This is a genomic window from Rhizobium leguminosarum (genome assembly GCF_019798305.1).
GTDB classification, from domain to species: domain Bacteria; phylum Pseudomonadota; class Alphaproteobacteria; order Rhizobiales; family Rhizobiaceae; genus Rhizobium; species Rhizobium leguminosarum_U.
Window position 1 is genome coordinate 30,082 of sequence record NZ_JAAXDD010000011.1, and the last position, 13,671, is coordinate 43,752.

Annotated in this window: 14 protein-coding genes; 12 read left to right on the plus strand and 2 right to left on the minus strand. The window is 59.1% G+C overall.

Annotated features, from left to right (window positions below; translation table 11 throughout):
- Window positions 1-246: 246 nt before the first annotated feature.
- A complete protein-coding gene (locus HFO99_RS20025; protein WP_222363166.1) occupies window positions 247-753 on the plus strand; it encodes a YybH family protein in 507 nt (168 codons plus the stop codon).
- 80 nt (window positions 754-833) lie between these two features.
- Entirely contained in the window at window positions 834-1,541 is a 708-nt protein-coding gene (locus HFO99_RS20030) for a type 1 glutamine amidotransferase domain-containing protein (RefSeq protein WP_222252874.1), read from the plus strand.
- A 141-nt stretch (window positions 1,542-1,682) separates the two neighbouring features.
- Here the strand turns inward: HFO99_RS20030 and HFO99_RS20035 are convergent, their stop codons facing one another.
- The gene (locus HFO99_RS20035; protein WP_222363167.1) at window positions 1,683-2,474 is read right to left on the minus strand and encodes a phenylalanine 4-monooxygenase; all 792 of its coding nucleotides are present in this window, start codon (window positions 2,472-2,474) and stop codon (window positions 1,683-1,685) included.
- A 123-nt stretch (window positions 2,475-2,597) separates the two neighbouring features.
- On the opposite strand from HFO99_RS20035, the gene HFO99_RS20040 reads away from it, so the two are divergent.
- Window positions 2,598-3,059, plus strand: coding sequence for an Lrp/AsnC family transcriptional regulator (locus HFO99_RS20040; protein WP_168330138.1), 462 nt, complete (start codon window positions 2,598-2,600; stop codon window positions 3,057-3,059).
- A 60-nt stretch (window positions 3,060-3,119) separates the two neighbouring features.
- On the opposite strand, the gene HFO99_RS20045 is transcribed toward HFO99_RS20040, so the two are convergent.
- Window positions 3,120-3,623: an Lrp/AsnC family transcriptional regulator gene (locus HFO99_RS20045; protein WP_222363168.1), complete on the minus strand. Its 504-nt coding sequence runs from the start codon at window positions 3,621-3,623 to the stop codon at window positions 3,120-3,122.
- A 130-nt stretch (window positions 3,624-3,753) separates the two neighbouring features.
- On the opposite strand from HFO99_RS20045, the gene hppD reads away from it, so the two are divergent.
- The 9 genes from hppD (at window position 3,754) to HFO99_RS20085 (ending at window position 13,670) form a co-directional block, all read left to right on the plus strand.
- Window positions 3,754-4,863, plus strand: a complete 1,110-nt coding sequence (gene hppD, locus HFO99_RS20050; RefSeq protein WP_222363169.1) for a 4-hydroxyphenylpyruvate dioxygenase — start codon at window positions 3,754-3,756, stop codon at window positions 4,861-4,863.
- 61 nt (window positions 4,864-4,924) lie between these two features.
- Window positions 4,925-6,286 carry a homogentisate 1,2-dioxygenase gene (hmgA, locus tag HFO99_RS20055; protein WP_222363170.1) on the plus strand — a complete coding sequence of 454 codons (1,362 nt, stop codon included), beginning with the start codon at window positions 4,925-4,927 and terminating at the stop codon, window positions 6,284-6,286.
- A gap of 54 nt (window positions 6,287-6,340) precedes the next feature.
- A complete protein-coding gene (locus HFO99_RS20060; protein WP_222363171.1) occupies window positions 6,341-7,366 on the plus strand; it encodes a fumarylacetoacetate hydrolase family protein in 1,026 nt (341 codons plus the stop codon).
- Window positions 7,363-7,995 (plus strand): maleylacetoacetate isomerase, encoded by a 633-nt coding sequence (maiA, locus tag HFO99_RS20065; RefSeq protein WP_222363172.1) that lies wholly within the window; start codon window positions 7,363-7,365, stop codon window positions 7,993-7,995. Before HFO99_RS20060 ends, maiA begins: the two co-directional genes overlap by 4 nt.
- Before the next feature lie 65 nt (window positions 7,996-8,060).
- Complete coding sequence (locus HFO99_RS33810; protein ID WP_315860489.1) at window positions 8,061-8,441, plus strand: IS3 family transposase; 381 nt, start codon at window positions 8,061-8,063, stop codon at window positions 8,439-8,441.
- Window positions 8,342-8,986: an IS3 family transposase gene (locus tag HFO99_RS20070; RefSeq protein WP_261323252.1), complete on the plus strand. Its 645-nt coding sequence runs from the start codon at window positions 8,342-8,344 to the stop codon at window positions 8,984-8,986. Before HFO99_RS33810 ends, HFO99_RS20070 begins: the two co-directional genes overlap by 100 nt.
- A gap of 370 nt (window positions 8,987-9,356) precedes the next feature.
- Window positions 9,357-11,390: a MotA/TolQ/ExbB proton channel family protein gene (locus HFO99_RS20075; RefSeq protein WP_315860490.1), complete on the plus strand. Its 2,034-nt coding sequence runs from the start codon at window positions 9,357-9,359 to the stop codon at window positions 11,388-11,390.
- A complete protein-coding gene (locus HFO99_RS20080; RefSeq protein ID WP_222363173.1) occupies window positions 11,390-12,370 on the plus strand; it encodes an OmpA family protein in 981 nt (326 codons plus the stop codon). The genes HFO99_RS20075 and HFO99_RS20080 overlap by 1 nt, the downstream gene beginning before the upstream one ends.
- Window positions 12,357-13,670: an EH signature domain-containing protein gene (locus tag HFO99_RS20085; protein ID WP_261323239.1), complete on the plus strand. Its 1,314-nt coding sequence runs from the start codon at window positions 12,357-12,359 to the stop codon at window positions 13,668-13,670. Before HFO99_RS20080 ends, HFO99_RS20085 begins: the two co-directional genes overlap by 14 nt.
- Window position 13,671: the final 1 nt, after the last annotated feature.

Below are 13,671 nucleotides of genomic sequence, written 5' to 3' on the forward strand. Positions count from 1 at the left end.
GGAACGGTTTCGACATCTCCGTTGCCGTTCTGTCAGGAACATCTCGCCAAAAACGGTGGCCGCCTATTGTACGAAGGTGTCGCCGATACCTTTTGGTCGGATGGCGGGACCGAGGTTGATCACCGGAGCCGAATCCGCGCGTTGGCGACACCATCGTCTAATGGAATCCGCCTTTTCCTTTCCGCATCCTCAGCAAGCCGGCCCGGGCCGGCGCTTCTTTAAAACCAAGCGGAAAGAGGTTCTGACATGCAGACGCATCTCCGAGAGATAACGGGAAACGAGGCGAAGACCGGCGACGGTCCGCTAGACGCGCTGATAGAGTTCTACCGGGCGTTCAACGCTGCCGACATGACGGGACTGGAAGCCGTCTGGGTCGAGGGCGAAGCTCCGAGCATGGACAATCCCATCGGCGGAATCCGACGCGGCTGGGGCGCGATTGCCGAGGGGTATTCCAGGCTTTTCGAAGGTCAGGCGAAGGTGCAGGTGGCGTTCCACGACTTCACCAGCCAGGGCGGAGAAGACTGGCACCTCTTTGTCGGCCGCGAAAGAGGCCGATGCGAGACACCCGAGGAGAGGCTCGATGTCGCCTTTCGTACGACACGCTGGTTCGTTCGAATGAACGACACCTGGCGGCAACTCCACCACCACGGTTCCGTCGAAGACCCCAAGATGCTCGCTGACTACCAACGTTTGATCTTTGACGGCAGGGCGAAAGGCAGCCAATACCAAGGTATCGACGATACCAAGGTGTAGCTGTGGTGCGAGCGGAAACTTGCCATACTTCTCTTCACGCAGCCGGTTCTGACTGCGGTCGAACAAGAAGGAGTCGACAGATGAAGATCTTGATGGTGTTTACGTCCCATGACATTCTTGGCAGCACCGGCCGAAAGACGGGCTTCTGGCTCGAAGAAGGAGCTGCACCCTACTATGTCTTTCGCGATGCCGGCGTTGAACTCGTCCTCGCCTCGACCAAAGGCGGTCAGCCGCCGGTCGACCCGAAGAGCGATCTGCCGGAAAATCAGACTGAGGCGATGACTCGCTTCAAGCAGGACGCAGCGGCGCAGAAGGATTTCGCCAGCACCTTGAAGCTGGCGGATATGCGCTCAGAGGATTTCGACGCGGTGTTCTATCCGGGCGGTCACGGACCGATGTGGGATCTGGTCGACAACCCGGATTCGATCTCCCTGATCGAGTCCTTCTACAATTCCGGCAAGCCGGTTGCGGCAGTCTGCCATGCACCTGCGGTGCTGCATCGGGTGACATACAAGGGCGCCCCGATCGTCAAAGGAAAACGCGTCACAGGGTTTGCGAACAGCGAAGAGGAAGAGGTTCAGCTCACCGATGTCGTGCCGTTCCTGGTCGAAGATGAATTGAAGCGGCTCGGCGGACTCTATGAAAAAGCCCCGAACTGGCAGAGCTTTGCCATCACGGACGGCCGGTTGATCACAGGACAGAACCCGGCTTCTTCCACTGCCGGGGCGCAGGCCTTGGTCAAACTTCTGTCCGCCAGACAGCCGGCGGTCGGTTCGAGCGCCGCGTAAGTCACCCCGGAGGTGGCCCAGTTGAGACAGCAAGATGCGTGGTCGCAGGGCTTCCATTGCGACCATGGAAACAGGTCCCCTGTTTGCCGAAATCGCCGTTGCGTGACATGGCGGGCGAAACAAGATCGCTGTCCCCGCTATTCACGAAGCCTTGGCTTCGAAAGCCGGGGCGAAATCACCCAGTGATTTTGCCTTGAGGATGGTGGCCTCGATATCCTGCTCCACGATCGCCTCGAGGTCGGCGAAGCCGTCGATGACATAGTAGATCGGCTGGAGGATATCGATCCGGTAGGGCGTGCGGAGCACGCTCAGCAGATCGAACGGCCGGAATTCGCACGACTTGCCTTCCATGGCCGCCTTCGCTTCGCTGGGAGATGAGACGATGCCCGCGCCGAAGCAGCGGCGGCCTTGCGGCGTATTGATCAGGCCGAATTCGACGGTGAACCAGAAGATGCGGAACAGGTGCCACGAATAGCCCTTGCCGAGGCGGACGGCCGTTTCGCCGAAATGCCGGACGAAATTGGCGTAGCTCTGGTTGGTGAGCATGGGGCAATGGCCGAAAACCTCGTGGAACAGGTCCGGTTCCTCGATATAGTCGATATGCTCGCGACGGCGCAGGAAGGTTGCGAGCGGGAATTTGCCTTGCGACAGAAGTTCATAAAAGCGCGACGGCGGAATGAGCGCCGGCACGCCTTCGACACCGAAGCCGGTGGTCTCGTTCAGGCGTCTGTTCACATCGAGAAGCTGCGGCACGTTGTCGGGCTTCAGCCCCAACATGGTGACGCCGTCCAGATATTCGCGGCAGGCGGTATCGGAAAGCAACGTCATCTGGCGTCGGTAAAGCTCACCCCAGATCGCATCTTCATCGGGGGTGTAGTCATAGAGACCATCCGGGCCGGGCAATTTGGCGGTGTAGCTGCTTTCCTTGGTCATAGTCTGATCCTCCCGAGAACGGCGCTTTTGCTGCCATTATGATCCGGGTTTGGAGGATTTTCTTTTCTTTCATGCTGGCTGTCGCCATAATGGTGGCAAATATTCCCGAAAGTGACGCCAAAAATGAAAGAACCTGGGAATTTTCGTCGCAAGCTTCTGCAACTCGTCCAGGCCGACGGCAGCCTTTCGCTGGCCGACCTGGCGGAAAAGGCCGGCATGTCGCAGAGCTCGGCCTGGCGGAAGATCCAGGAGTTGGAAGCCGACGGCGTTATACGCAAGCGTGTGACATTGCTCGATCCTGGAAAACTCGATCTCAAGCTCTGCGTCATCGCGCATGTGACGCTGGAGGATCACCACGAAGAGGCGGTCGCCTCTTTCGCTGCGGTGGTGCTAGAGCGGCCGGAGATCATGGAGTGCTACGCCTTGTCCGGCGCCTTCGACTACATGCTGAAGATAAGGGCAAGCGACGTGGAAAGCTACGAAGCCTTCATGACCCGCTATCTCATGCGCAACCCGCACGTGCGCACGGTGGTCTCGAGCTTTGTGCTGCGCGAGCTGAAATTCTCGACCGAACTGCCGATCTGACAGGTCTCGCCAAGGTGGTCACCGATTGGTGCGGCGAGACGCAAGGGGATGCCGTCAAACTTATCGGATGCTGTCCCCATGCCGGCTGCTACCCGGCATATGTACCGGAAAGCCTTCGAATGTCTTCAGCGTGTCGAGCACGATCGAGGTCTTCACGTGCTGGACCGACTCGTGGGGCAACAGGACGTCGTTGACGAATTTGGAGAGGTCGGCGAGGCCGCGGGTCGCGACCGTCAGGTGATAGTCCATTTCACCGGTTAAGGCATAGGCTTCGAGAACTTCCGGCAGTCCGTTGATCAGTTGCGAAAATCGGCGCGCATTATCTCTATTATGGGTCGCAAGCGTCACGGAAATGACCACCAGCATGTCGAGACCCAACTTCTGCCGATCGAGGTGAGCCCGGTAGCTGCGGATATATCCGTCAGCCTCCAGTCTTGTGCGCCGGCGCGAGCATTGCGACGGCGAAAGCGCGATCCGCTCCCCCAACTCGTTGTTCGTCAGCCTGCCATCCTTTTGAAGTTCCTGGAGCAGGCGCAAATCCAATTTGTCGAGCGGTTCATCCATTGCACGAAATCTCCAGAACACTCATGGATCGTGCATAATCTCTTCCTGGAGCATGAAGAATGCAAGAACTTTGCACGCGTTTTGGGCCACACTTTGCATATCAAATGCAATCTCCTCTGGAGGAAAGAAAATGGGTCCTTTCCCGCATGACGCGCCGCCCTCGGAAATCACCGCCGACAATCCGGCCGGCACCGACGGCTTCGAATTCGTCGAATTCGCCCATCCCGAGCCCGAGACGCTGCGCGAGCTCTTCACACGCATGGGCTACGTTGCCGTTGCCAAACACAAGACGAAAGACATCACCGTCTGGCGACAGGGTGACATCAATTATCTGCTGAACGCGGAACCCGGCAGCCATGCGGCGCGGTTCGTCGCAAATCATGGTCCCTGCGCCCCATCGATGGCCTGGCGCGTCGTCGACGCCCAGCACGCCTTCGACCACGCGGTGTTGAAAGGTGCTGTTCCCTATGACGGGGACGACAAGGCGCTCAATGTCCCGGCGATTGTCGGCATCGGCGGTTCGCTGCTCTATTTCGTCGAGACCTATGGTGCCAAGGGATCGGCTTACGATGCCGAGTTCGACTGGCTTGGCGAAAGCAACCCGCATCCCCAGGGGATCGGCTTCTATTATCTAGACCATCTGACGCACAACGTCTTCCGCGGCAACATGGACAAGTGGTGGGATTTTTACCGCAATCTGTTCAATTTCAAGCAGATTCACTTCTTCGATATCGATGGGCGCATCACCGGTCTGGTCAGCCGCGCCATAACCTCGCCCTGCGGCAAGATCCGCATTCCGCTGAATGAATCGAAGGACGACACCAGCCAGATCGAGGAATATCTGAAGAAGTACAAGGGCGAGGGCATCCAGCACATCGCCGTTGGGACGGAGGACATCTACGACGCCACCGACAGGCTTGCCGACAACGGCCTGCGCTTCATGCCGGGTCCGCCGGAGACCTATTACGACATGTCCTATGAACGCGTGAACGGCCATAGCGAACCTGTCGAACGCCTGAAGAAACACGGCATCCTCATCGATGGCGAAGGTGTGGTGAATGGCGGCATGACGAAAATCCTGCTGCAGATCTTCTCCAAGACCGTCATCGGCCCGATCTTCTTCGAATTCATCCAGCGCAAGGGCGACGAAGGCTTCGGCGAAGGCAACTTCCGCGCTCTTTTCGAGTCGATCGAGGCCGATCAGATCAAGCGTGGTGTCATCGGGACTGCAGCGGAGTAAACTCTAAAGCGCCGCGCATCTTTCAGACGCGCGGCGCCGGAGTGTTCGGGGAGGAGTGAGCATGGACCAGACATCGATCCAGACGTCCGACGGTGAAGCCGCGACGGCAAACAAGCTGAAATATATGCCGGGGTTCGGCAATGACTTCGAAACCGAGTCGCTGCCCGGCGCCTTGCCGCAGGGCCAGAACAGCCCGCAGAAGTGCAATTACGGTCTTTATGCGGAACAGCTTTCCGGCTCGCCGTTCACCGCGCCGCGCGGGACCAACGAAAGATCCTGGCTTTACCGCATCCGCCCGAGCGTGCGTCACACCCGCCGCTTCTCCAATGCGTCCTATCCGCTATGGAAAACCGCGCCGTGCCTCGACGAACATACGCTTCCCCTCGGCCAGCTTCGCTGGGACCCCATCCCCGCACCCTCGGAGAGACTGACGTTTCTCGAGGGGGTGCGGACCATCACGACGGCAGGCGATGCCACCACCCAGGTGGGCATGTCAGCCCATGCCTACCTCTTCAATGAGGACATGGTCGACGACTATTTCTTCAACGCCGATGGTGAGCTGCTGATCGTGCCGCAGCTCGGCGCCATCAGAGTGTTCACCGAAATGGGGATCATTGACGTCGAGCCCCTGGAAATATGCCTCATCCCCCGCGGCATGATGTTCAAGATTCTGAAGGGCGGCGAGCAGACGATCTGGCGTGGCTATATATGCGAGAACTACGGCGCGAAATTCACCCTGCCGGACCGCGGACCGATCGGCGCCAACTGCCTGGCAAACCCGCGCGATTTCAAGACGCCTGTCGCCGCATTCGAGGACAAGGAAACACCGTGCCGCGTCCATGTGAAGTGGTGCGGAAAATTCTATGTCACCGACATCGGCCATTCGCCGCTGGATGTGGTGGCCTGGCACGGCAATTACGCTCCATTCAAATACGACTTGCGGACATTTTCTCCTGTTGGCGCCATCCGCTTCGATCATCCAGATCCATCGATCTTTTCGGTGCTGACCGCGCCGACCGAAGATGCGGGCACCGCGAATGTCGATTTTGTGATTTTTCCGCCGCGATGGCTGGTCGCCGAGCACACCTTCCGTCCGCCCTGGTACCACCGCAACATCATGAGCGAATTCATGGGCCTGATCCACGGCCAGTATGACGCCAAAGAGGAGGGCTTCGTGCCTGGTGGCATGAGCTTGCACAACATGATGCTTCCCCACGGGCCGGACGCGCTCGCCTTCGAAAAGGCATCCAATACCGAGCTCAAACCCGTGAAGCTCGATCACACCATGGCCTTCATGTTCGAGACAAGGTACCCGCAGCAACTGACGAAATACGCAGCCGAGCTCGAGACGCTGCAGGATGATTACCTGGAATGCTGGGATGGCCTGGAACGCAAGTTCGACGGAACCCCTGGTATCAAGTGAGGGGTATCAAGTGATGCATCAAGTGAAGTCATCCTCCGGCACGGAATTTCGGACATGAAACTTGCGACGTTAAAAGACTCCACGCGGGACGGCCGGCTCGTCGTCGTTTCCCGTGATCTGACCCGCTGTTCGGAGGTCGGTCATATCGCCCGCACATTGCAGGCGGCACTCGACGACTGGGAGCATGTGGCTCCGAGACTCCAGCTGATTGCCGAAGGCATCGAGACCGGCGCCCAGCCGACGATCCGGTTTCACGAACATGACGCTACGTCACCTTTGCCGCGCGCCTACCAATGGGCCGATGGTTCCGCCTACGTCAACCACGTCGAACTGGTGCGCAAGGCGCGCGGCGCCGAGATGCCGGCAAGGTTCTGGACCGATCCGCTGATCTATCAGGGCGGTTCGGACGCGTTCCTCGCGCCGCGCGATCCGATCGTCGCGGCTGACGAGGTTTACGGGATCGACATGGAGGGCGAGGTCGCCGTCATCACCGGCGATGTTGCCATGGGTTGCAGCCCGGAGGCCGCACGCGACGCCATCCGCCTGGTGATGCTCGTCAACGACGTGTCGCTGCGCGGTCTGATCCCGGACGAATTGGCGAAGGGATTTGGTTTTTTCCAGTCGAAGCCGGCATCGGCATTTTCTCCGGTCGCGGTAACGCCGGACGAGCTCGCAGATGCCTGGGACGGAGGCAAGCTGCATCTCCCGCTGCTCGTCAGCCTGAACGGCAAGCCGTTCGGCAAGGCGAACGCCGGCATCGACATGACCTTTGATTTTGGCCAGCTGATCGCCCATGCCGCCAAAACCCGTAACCTCCTGGCCGGAACGATTATCGGCTCGGGAACGGTGTCCAACAAGCTTGACGGCGGCCCTGGCAAGCCGGTGGAAGAGGCAGGAGACGGCTACTCCTGCATCGCCGAAATCAGAATGATCGAGGCCATCGACACCGGATCCCCGAGGACGCCGTTCATGAAGTTTGGGGATCAGGTCCGCATCGAGATGAAGGATAAGGCAGGTCATTCGATCTTCGGAGCGATTGAGCAGACGGTCGAAAAATACCAGGGGGCCGGGCTGCAATGAGCGAGGTCGTCCTTTACGACTACTGGCGATCATCGGCGAGCTATCGCGTCCGCATCGCGCTCAATCTCCTGGGTATCGATTATCAGACAGTGCCCATCAACCTGTTGGAAGGGGCGCACAAGACCCCGGAATATCTGGTGCTCAACCCGCAGGGACTGGTGCCGACATTGGTGATCGACGGGAAAATACTGACGCAATCGCTGGCAATCGTCGAATATTTGGCCGAGACCCGGCCGGAATGCGGATTGCTGCCACCGGACATCGCTGATCGCCAGAAAGTGCGCGCCCTCGCATATGCGGTCGCCATGGACATCCATCCGATCTGCAACCTGCATGTCGTGTCGCATCTGATGAGCATGACGGATAAGCCCGATGCTCGCGAGCAATGGATGAAGCATTTCATCGCAGACGGGCTGGGCAGACTGGAAGCCATGATCCGCGAAGCCGATGGTGCGTTCAGCGTTGGAGATGCGCCGACGATGGCGGACCTCTGTCTTGTTCCCCAGGTCTACAACGCCCGCCGCTGGGGCGTTGATATGACCACTTTCAAGCGCATCGTCGACATCGACGCCAGATGCGCAGACCTGCCGGCCTTCCAGGCGGCGCATCCCGACCGTGTGAGGCCGTAGCGGCAGAGCGACGGCAATGGATCCGAAGAAGCGCGGTAGGCCCACGGCGACACATCGGGAATGTAGTGACAAATCGGAAGCGGCCCAGGCGCATCAAGTGCGTCCTCGTCAATCGCGTCGTAGGTGATGCCCTCGGTCAGCGCCTTGGGGGGGGCAGCCAGATTGCCCCGTCCACCTATTATGAGGTCGTTGCCAAGCGCACGGACGTGGAACGCCTGTCGGCCCGCGCCCGGCGCGATACTGCCATGAAGATCGAGATACGCCGGGTGTTCAACGAGAACTTCCAGGTCTATGGCGTGCGCAAGGTCTGGCGACAATTGCAGCGGGAAGGCTTCGACATCGCCCGCTGCACCGCCGCTCGGATTATGAGAATGATGGGCCTTCAGGGCATCATTCGCGGCAAACCGATCCGAACGACGATCAGCGATGCCCGCTCGACCGCGTGAACCGGCAGTTCTTTGCTCCCGCTCCGAACATGCTGTGGCTATCCGATTTCACCTATGTGGCGACCTCGCAAGGCTTCGTCTACGTGGCCTGCGTGATCGACGCCTTCGCCCGCCGCATCGTTGGTTGGCGGGCAAGCCGGACTGCCCATGCGGGCTTTGTGCCTTCGGACCAGGCGCTTCATGATCGGCGACCCGTCCATAGCGGCGGGCTCATCCACCACTCCGACCGCCGCGTCCAATACGTATCCATTCGCTATTCCGAGCGTTTGGCAGAGGCGGGCATCGAGCCTTCCGTCGGAAATGTTGGCCATTCCTACGACAACGCTCTGGCCGAAACGATCAACGGTCTTTACAAGGCAGAAGTCATCCACCGGCGAGGGCCATGGCGTAACTTCGAAGCCGTGGAGTTCGCCACGCTCGAATGGGTCGACTGGCTCAACAACCGCCGCCTTCTGGAGCCTATCGGAAACATTCCGCCAGTCGAGCCGAAGAACGATACTACGCCATGCTGGACGCACCAGCATTGGCCGCATAACTTAAACTAAACGGTCTCCGGCAAATCCGGGGCGGTTCAGCCTGTCGGCCAACAGCGGGCTTTAAAGTCCCAGACTTCTGCACGTGCAAGCCGGGCTTGGATGAATACGAGTCTATCACGCCGCTCGTTTTGCCAAACCTAATACCAGTTTATACCGAACTAAAGCCTTCGCCGCGCCAAGCCGCGACCTTGAAATCATAACAGTCGCAGAATCGCGCTACGTCAGTGGCAGATTTGCAATCCAAAATAAAGTTAGGGGAATCGTCAGGCCAAAATCGTTCGTGGCTGAAGTTTGGCAGTTGACAACTCAGAGGGTACTAATATGCGATGCCGAAGTAATCGGCGGTGGTGATTTGCCACCTGGCGTATCGGGGGCATAAGTGCAGTTCATCATTTCGGTAGGCGATTTCGTCCGCGCGTCAATTCTATTCTTTGCGGGCCTCCTCACGCATGAATCCGCACCAGGTTTCATCGCCTTCATGCTACTGGTCGCGTTGGTTGCGGCTTCGATCGCATTCGCGGTTCGGGTAGACAAGCAGCGGAAAGCGATTCTTTGGCTCAAGAGCCAAATCTCCGCGAGCGCAAATGAATATGACTTCAGTCGAGACATCGAGGCCCTGTGCGCTCGCATCCAAGAAAAAGCGAGGTCCTTACATCAGCAGCAGGTTGCTCACGCGTGGACCGAGTACAGGGAGACCTTTGTACCCCATGAGGAGCACGGCAAGGTCATCTTGCGCAACGCCGTCCGGCCGTCGACCTTCTTCAACGTCGATGACTTGGGTTTCGGCGCTGGCGCGTGGCGCATAACCCCCGGCCTCTTCGTCACGATCGGTCTTTTCCTGACCTTCCTTGGTCTCATCTCTGCGCTGAACGCAATGTCGCAGGGCACCAGGATCGACAGCGACACAATGCGTACTCTCCTGAGCATCGCCTCCGCGAAATTCATCATGTCGCTAACGGGACTATTTTGCTCGATCATCTTCACGGTCGTATTCCGTAGGCTCTATGGCAAGCTTCTACAGGCTATTCACAAGCTCTGCGAAGAGATCGAACGAAAGCTCACCTATATCAGCCTAGAAGCATTGGCGACGGAGCAGCTGCACGCGGTTCGCGAGCAGCGGGAGCACTTCCGAATCATCGGTATGGAACTCGTCGCCGAACTTGGCCGTCCTCTAAGGGAGGAGCTTCCCAAAGCCATCTCCAATTCGATCACCGAAGCGATGGCTCCGGTGGTCGATCGCGTCGGAAAGCTCGGCGCCGAAGGCGTCGGCGACATGGTGTCCGGTCTTTCGTCAAAGCTTACGGACACGGTCGGGCTGGCCCTGTCTGATGCCAGCCAACGACTGGCGGAGGCAGGCTCCAAGATCGGCCTCCTCGCCGACCGCATGGATCAAAGCTCAGGTCGCATGGGGCAGGAGATGGAAGCAACCACCGCCCGCGTCGCCCAGGCCGTGGAGGACCTCAGGAAGTCCATGACTGCGACAGCGCAGTCTACTGGCGGTGCATTTACGCAGGGTGCGGAGCAGCTGCTCGATGTCATGAACCAGACGCTCGAAGGCATCAGAAGTAACACAGGTGAAGGCGCGCGGGCCATTACCGAGGCAGCGACCGAGATGCGGACAGCCGCCGAGGCGTTTCGTTCGGAAATTGAGCAGGCGGCCAAATCGGGCAGCGACGCGGCCCACGCACGTATGCAGGCAGCCGCTGCCGATGCAAGCGGATCGATCGGCGCTGCGGGAGAGAGCCTCGTCGCCGCGTTCGGGAAAACGAGTGCGGATATTGCGCGGGTCTCGGAGGAGGCCGCCCTCAAGGCAAGCCGCGAAATCATGGCACCTCTGGAAGATATCGCCGGACAACTGAAAGAGATGCTCTCCGGTTTGAACCAGGGCAACGCAGACCTTCGACGCATGGCGGAAGGTGTCCGTGCGGGTGCTGACGCCTCGGCGGATGCGGCCGGAAGCTTCCGCGCGGCCTCTAGCGATCTGGTCTCGGCCGCCTCGCCGATAAGAAACGCGACCGAGAGAATGGAAAACTCCGTACGTCAGCTGGCCGACAGCACCCAGCATGTCGCCACCGTCGTTTCCCGTTCCGCCGAGAGTACCGCGGAGGCCGCCGCGGCGGCGCTCGAGTCCGCGAGGCAAGTCCTCGGACAGGAGGCTCGTGCCATCGAAGCTTCGCTGACGGGTCTGACAACGCTGGTCGACCGTATGAGGGGGCAGGGTGATCGTCTCGACGAGATGGATACCAAACTTGGCAGCGCATTTGAAACCTATACGGATCAGGTGGCGCGCGCTATTGACGGCATGTTCGGCCATGTCCGGGATATGCAGGAGAGACTGAACCCGGCGCTCGATACGATGAGAGAAATCGTCGAGCAGGCCGAGCAGTTTGCTCCGCAGTCACGGAGAGCTTGATGCGCGGCGGGTTTCGCGTACACCATCAGGAAGAAGAGGAAGAAAGCGCTTTCGTGTCGATGACCGACATGACCGTGAGCTTCCTTTTCATCGTCATGCTGTTGCTTGCGTTTTTTGCGAGCCAGTACAACGATAAGGACACGGTTAGCAGGTCGACTTACGAAACTGTCGTAACTGAGCGGAACGGCGCGCTCGAGCAACTCGAAGTCCTCCGGCAGATCCTCGTCGAAAAAGACAAGGAGATAGCCGAACTCAAGGCGACCACTGCCGATCTTCAAAAAGATATCAGCGAACTGAAAGCCAAGATCGCCGAACTCGAAGATATCATCGCCAAATCGAAAAAGCCTGACCCGCTGGAAGCCTACCTGACCCGGTCGGCAGCCGAGCGTCGCCGGATTCTCGAGACACTGCGCGACCAGCTTAAAATCGACTTTCCCGATCTCAAGGTCGTCATCAGCGAAGAGAGCGATGCGCTGCGCTTTCAGGGAGAAGGACTATTCGACCGAGGCGTGAGCACCCTCAAGACAGACAGGAAAGCTGTCGTCGAAAAGATCGCTGCCAGACTTCAGCAAATTCTGCCCTGCTATACGATCGGCCCACTGTCGACCTGGAATGAGCAATGCAATCCGGGGGCTTCGATCATCGAGGCCCTCCAGATCGAAGGGCATACCGATTCAGACGGAAACCCGGAGAGCAATCTGATGCTATCCACGGCTCGAGCAAACTCGACCTTTACAACGATGACCGCGAGCGAGCCGCGTCTGGTAGACTTCCAGAATTTTCGCAAGCAGCCCGTTCTCTCAGTTGCGGGCTATGGCCAGATGCGCCCCATCCGCCCGAACGAGACCTTGGAAGGAAAAGCTACCAATCGCCGGGTGGACCTCCGGATCATCATGTACAGTCCGAGCCGCTCGGCTGAAATCGAACGTATCCGCCACTCGTTGGAGAAATACGAGGAGCCATCCAATGGGCCTCCTTGAGAAACTGCGGAAGTCGGCCCCATTCGAGGCACCAGCACTTCCCGCGATCAACCGACTGACTTCCGCGGCAGAGCGGGTGCTCTCCCGTTGGCCGGACGTCGTCGGCAACCCTCCGGAGCGGGATCGCGAAAAGCTGGTCGCCGAGGTCAACCGTCGCCTCGCTGAAGGCGATTGGACCGATACGCCGATGTCGCTGGTGACATCGGCAGCTCGCGCCCTCTTTGACGAGGAGAGACGTGAAAGGCCTGACCTCGAAAACCTGCGCCGTTTCTATTATGACGAATGCCGCGCATCGACCCGTATGGGCTTCATTGGCGCGATGATCTCTGTCTACATCAGCAGCTATGTCCCCGGCGCTCGCCATTCGCTCGAGCTTGCCGAGGCTCTTGATAGCGTACGCGAGCGCCTTGGAGGCCGCTGGAAGCAACTACTTGAACATTTTCCGGAAGTCCTCGATGCGTTTGTCGGTCACGCGGCCGTGGCGCGGACGATGCTCGACATGGATGATCCGTGGAACGGCCTGAAAGCGATCGGGATGCGCAGCCCGCATGCCATGGGTCTGATGGACTACGCGCACATCGAGTACATGAAGGGACTAACACCCGCGCTGAAGGAGAGGGAGGGAATGAGCCGCCTGTTCGGTTGGCTCAAGCCTGAACGGCAGGAGGCGAAACTGAGCGGAGCCGCCGAAGCGATTTCGGCCTGCCTTGGTCACTGGACGCAATCGTCCCCACTCGAGGACGACCAGCGCTACCTGCTCGAAAACCTCATTGGCCTCTATGGGGACCCCCGCGTTCATCGTGGGGGCGCGTGGACTGGGGTAAGCGAGCCGCTGATGCGGGTCATCCTGAGCTGGCTCACGCGCGAGAATATCCGGTTCTTCTTGGATATCGTTTCGGAAGTCGAGGAAAGCCACATGTGGGAACCGCGACGGAAGTTCTGGCTCGGGCTTCACCAACAGGGCCGCATCGACGCCGCGTGGGTCGCGTTCAGCGATCGTGCCCGGTTTGAAGCAATCAAGCGAAGCAAGGCCTCGGGAAGCAGGGGCACGTTGGGGTTTGGCCGCCAGACCGCGGGTTATTCCAGAGCGAACACGTCGCTCCTCATCCTGCAGGTGGGTAGGAAGATAGTTGTGGAAGGTTCGCATAGTTACAAAGTGCACATATTCAACGCGTCGGACCCGAGAGCACCCACCCTTTACAATTCCGAATACGACTGTGAACGCATTCGCCTACTTCCCAATGCCAAGGCTCAGTCGCATTTGGGCTACTGGGAAGGCTGGGTGCTAGAAAATATCTAAA

What these genes read in the sequence shown, in the direction of transcription:
- HFO99_RS20080 (WP_222363173.1), top strand. Translation starts at nt 11,390, where the DNA reads ATGCGCGGCGGGTTTCGCGTACACCATCAGGAAGAAGAGGAAGAAAGC.
- hppD (WP_222363169.1), top strand. Translation starts at nt 3,754, where the DNA reads ATGGGTCCTTTCCCGCATGACGCGCCGCCCTCGGAAATCACCGCCGAC.
- HFO99_RS20060 (WP_222363171.1), top strand. Translation starts at nt 6,341, where the DNA reads ATGAAACTTGCGACGTTAAAAGACTCCACGCGGGACGGCCGGCTCGTC.
- HFO99_RS20035 (WP_222363167.1), bottom strand. Translation starts at nt 2,474, where the DNA reads ATGACCAAGGAAAGCAGCTACACCGCCAAATTGCCCGGCCCGGATGGT.
- maiA (WP_222363172.1), top strand. Translation starts at nt 7,363, where the DNA reads ATGAGCGAGGTCGTCCTTTACGACTACTGGCGATCATCGGCGAGCTAT.
- HFO99_RS20045 (WP_222363168.1), bottom strand. Translation starts at nt 3,623, where the DNA reads ATGGATGAACCGCTCGACAAATTGGATTTGCGCCTGCTCCAGGAACTT.
- HFO99_RS20030 (WP_222252874.1), top strand. Translation starts at nt 834, where the DNA reads ATGAAGATCTTGATGGTGTTTACGTCCCATGACATTCTTGGCAGCACC.
- HFO99_RS20025 (WP_222363166.1), top strand. Translation starts at nt 247, where the DNA reads ATGCAGACGCATCTCCGAGAGATAACGGGAAACGAGGCGAAGACCGGC.
- hmgA (WP_222363170.1), top strand. Translation starts at nt 4,925, where the DNA reads ATGGACCAGACATCGATCCAGACGTCCGACGGTGAAGCCGCGACGGCA.
- HFO99_RS20040 (WP_168330138.1), top strand. Translation starts at nt 2,598, where the DNA reads ATGAAAGAACCTGGGAATTTTCGTCGCAAGCTTCTGCAACTCGTCCAG.
- HFO99_RS20085 (WP_261323239.1), top strand. Translation starts at nt 12,357, where the DNA reads ATGGGCCTCCTTGAGAAACTGCGGAAGTCGGCCCCATTCGAGGCACCA.